This is a genomic window from Streptomyces sp. A18, from assembly GCF_059026065.1.
On sequence record NZ_JBWLKL010000106.1, the window covers coordinates 1 to 2861 of the forward strand.

Consider the following 2861-nt stretch of genomic DNA (forward strand, 5'->3'; position numbering starts at 1 on the left):
CCACATCACCATCCAGCGCACCCCGCCCGACTCCGATGAACCCCAACAAACCAGCGCAAGCTGATAGTTCAGAGAAGACTCCCGAGCCGGGGAGGTGATTGCAGTTCGACTGGGGCGAGGGCCCGCGCATCAGTGGTCGACGGACGTGGCTGTTCCGCGCGTGGCTGGCCTGGTCGCGGTTCCGGGTGGTGATCCCGGTCTGGGACTGCACGTTGGGCACTTTGGTGGCCTGCCTGGACACCACGCTCAGGCGGATCGGCGGGGCACCGACGTATGTACTGACCGACAACGCGACGGTCCATGCGCAGTCGCCGGTCTTGGACATGATCCGCTGGACGGCCTTGTCGCAGGGGCCGGTGTCAGGCTCGACCCCGGGCGCCGTCACGGACGCCCAGCCGCCTGCCTTCCGTCGGGTCGGTGACCACGTACCGCCACCGGTTGTCGGCGTCGCCGCTGATTTGGTGCAGCCGCCACCGCTGGCCGCCCCGTGTCATCGGATGTCTTTGATGACGAAGCTGGTGCCGTTGTCGGCGACGGTGAGTTCCTTGCCGCTCTGGGCACCAGTCAGCAGTACGTGTGGTCCTTCTGGAGCGGGGCGACGTCCTTGCCCACCCGACTCGTCCAGCGGCAGCGCACCGCACCGCCGCCCTCGCGCTGACCGCGCGTCAGGCAGGGCGAGTGCAGGGAGGCTCGTGGGATCCGCCGGCGTCAGGTCGCTGGACGTTCATGGCCTGGCAGAGGACCTCGGCAACGTGGAGACCGTGACGGTCGGTTCCCTGGGTGATCTGGGTGCGGCAGGAGAAGCCGTCGGCGATGACCAGGTCGTCGTCGGCGGCAGCGTGGATCTTGGGGTAGAGCTTGCGTTCGGCGCAGCTCTGGGAGACGTCAAAGTGCCCCTTCTCGAAGCCGAAGTTGCCGGCGAGCCCGCAGCAGCCCGACGTGACCGTGTCGCGCTCTACGCCGAGTCGGGCGAGAAGTGCCTGGTCGGCGGCGGTGCCGGCGGTGGACTCCTGGTGGCAGTGCGGTTGCAGGACCGCGCGGGTGTCGAGCCGGTCGAAGTGTCCTGCCCCCCAGACTCGATCTGCTGTTCTGGTCAGGACACCCCAGATACCGGGCACCTCTACCAGGGGAACGTGCCTGCTCCCGACCGGCCACGGTGACCCCCAAGGCGGGAGCAGTGGGGTCGAGGTCGGCAGGGAACATCACCACCGCGGTCTGGAACGCAGGACCTGCCCGCTGTCTAATGTTGGCATGGGATGGATGAGCCGCTGGTGGGGCGAACGCGAGCAGCGGCAGTTGCCAAAGACGCGGCAGGTCAACGGCCCGTGGGTAGCCCCGTTGGTACGACAGCAGCAGCAACAGGCCCAGCGAGAGGCCGCGGCAGTGGCACGGGAGCAGAAGCGGCGCGCTAAGTGTGACGCCATCACGGAAGAAGTGGACCGGCGCCAGGCAACGGGCCGACTCTCGCCGTTGCAGGCGGCAAAAGTCCTGCGGGAGGCGCTCGCCAGGGCTGCCAAAGATCCCGGGCCGGTGGATTACCGCTATTCCGCGGTGATGCCGGCAGCGATTCGCCAACTTGTCAACGACGTCATCTCCGACGTCGGCGGCATCACCCGCGTCGACGTGCCGCGGACGCCGTCTGACCGCATGATCTCCCCTACTGGTGAGCGCCCGGCCAAGGTGGAACAGCGTAAAGCGCGTGCACGGGCGCGGGCGCGGGACCAGGCGTGGGCGAAGGAAGAAGCACGGAAGGCGGAGCAGGAGCGAGCGCGGGAAGCGGAAAGCGAGAGGAGGCACCAGGAATGGCGTCAGGAATTGGAGGACCGGCTCCAGAACCCTGACAGGTACCCCCGCCGACGCTCTCGGGCGGAGGCGCAGGAGGCGGCGCCCGGCCTGTTGGCGAGTGCTGGTCTGTCATCCGGCAGGAACGAGCTCAGGATCGCCACGTGCTTGCTCATGCGCGATGAAGAGGTGACGCCGGAACAGATGCAGCGTGCGTTCACAACCTTCGAGACGATGTACGAAGCTCAGGTACGCAGGTTCAGGGAAAGCGGCGGGCAATCCCCATGGCCAAGCGCAGCATCTTTGATCGAAAAGCTCTTCTGAGCTGCCGAAGGACAGCGGCCCCCGGGCGCTCGCCGACGTCGTCCTGCGCGAGGCGGAAGGCCGACTGTCCGCAACGCTGGAGGGCACCGTGCGCTGCGTCCAGAACCGCGCCCGCCTCGTCCGCGCCCTCTACGGACGCCTGGACAGGCGTGGAGGCCACGGCGTTCAGCCGGTGAACGCGGCACCCACTCACGGTCGGACTGTCAGTGCCCACCCGTACCGTGTCGCCCAAGCACCGGTGACCGGACCGGGCGTGGCGCCAGCATGGAACAGATCGAGCAAGAATTTCAGGAGAACCTGGCCCCCTCTCGCTCTTCAATTGGAACAGCGAGGCCTGGTGAGGGCCTTGCGGGCTGCGTCCGGCCTCTACGCCATCCACCTCAGCGATGAGGGTCTGGTCGAGGTGCACCGGCTGAAGGAGCTACAGAAGAACCGTGCTGCCCGCTTGCGTCACACCATGGATGCCTTCCTCCGGTGGCTGTTTGACACGGCAGGCGACCACAAGTCCATCAACCCGGAGCTCTTCCTTGCCACCGTGTGATCGTCGCTCCCTGCGTGGGAGAGGTGGCGATCCGAGCGATTCGGCATGAGCCCGAGTCCAGAAGGGACTGGGCCACTCGCTTTGCTGATGCCGCGTCCTTCACCAGGAACGCGATGGTAGGCCCGGAGCCCGAGACGATGCCCGACAGGGCCCCAGCCGCCTTGCCCGCAGCCAGAGTGTCCATCAGAGGGGGGTGCAGGGAAAGGGCTGCGCG

At 67.4% G+C, this 2861-nt stretch carries 3 protein-coding genes and 3 pseudogenes; 4 read left to right on the forward strand and 2 right to left on the reverse strand.

The window, feature by feature from the left end; translation table 11 throughout:
- Positions 1-98: 98 nt before the first annotated feature.
- Positions 99-290 (forward strand): annotated as a pseudogene (locus AC5P1C_RS43525) (IS21 family transposase); the annotation flags it as partial.
- 375 nt (positions 291-665) lie between these two features.
- On the opposite strand, the gene AC5P1C_RS43530 reads toward AC5P1C_RS43525, so the two are convergent.
- Positions 666-1118 (reverse strand): hypothetical protein, encoded by a 453-nt coding sequence (locus tag AC5P1C_RS43530; protein ID WP_493871553.1) that lies wholly within the window; start codon positions 1116-1118, stop codon positions 666-668.
- A gap of 133 nt (positions 1119-1251) precedes the next feature.
- On the opposite strand from AC5P1C_RS43530, the gene AC5P1C_RS43535 reads away from it, so the two are divergent.
- The 3 genes and pseudogenes from AC5P1C_RS43535 (at position 1252) to AC5P1C_RS43545 (ending at position 2647) form a co-directional block, all read left to right on the forward strand.
- Positions 1252-2106, forward strand: a complete 855-nt coding sequence (locus AC5P1C_RS43535; RefSeq protein WP_493871552.1) for a hypothetical protein — start codon at positions 1252-1254, stop codon at positions 2104-2106.
- Positions 2105-2254, forward strand: a pseudogene (locus tag AC5P1C_RS43540) (restriction endonuclease); the annotation flags it as partial. The gene AC5P1C_RS43535 and the pseudogene AC5P1C_RS43540, both read left to right, overlap by 2 nt.
- Positions 2255-2443: 189 nt before the next feature.
- On the forward strand, positions 2444-2647 hold the full coding sequence (locus AC5P1C_RS43545; RefSeq protein ID WP_493871554.1) for a hypothetical protein: 204 nt from the start codon (positions 2444-2446) through the stop codon (positions 2645-2647).
- Here AC5P1C_RS43545 and AC5P1C_RS43550 read toward each other — a convergent pair.
- A pseudogene (locus AC5P1C_RS43550) lies at positions 2616-2861 on the reverse strand (4-(cytidine 5'-diphospho)-2-C-methyl-D-erythritol kinase); the annotation flags it as partial. The gene AC5P1C_RS43545 and the pseudogene AC5P1C_RS43550 overlap by 32 nt on opposite strands.

Coding starts and splice junctions, on each gene's coding strand:
- AC5P1C_RS43535 (WP_493871552.1), top strand. CDS start 1,252: ATGGGATGGATGAGCCGCTGGTGGGGCGAACGCGAGCAGCGGCAGTTG.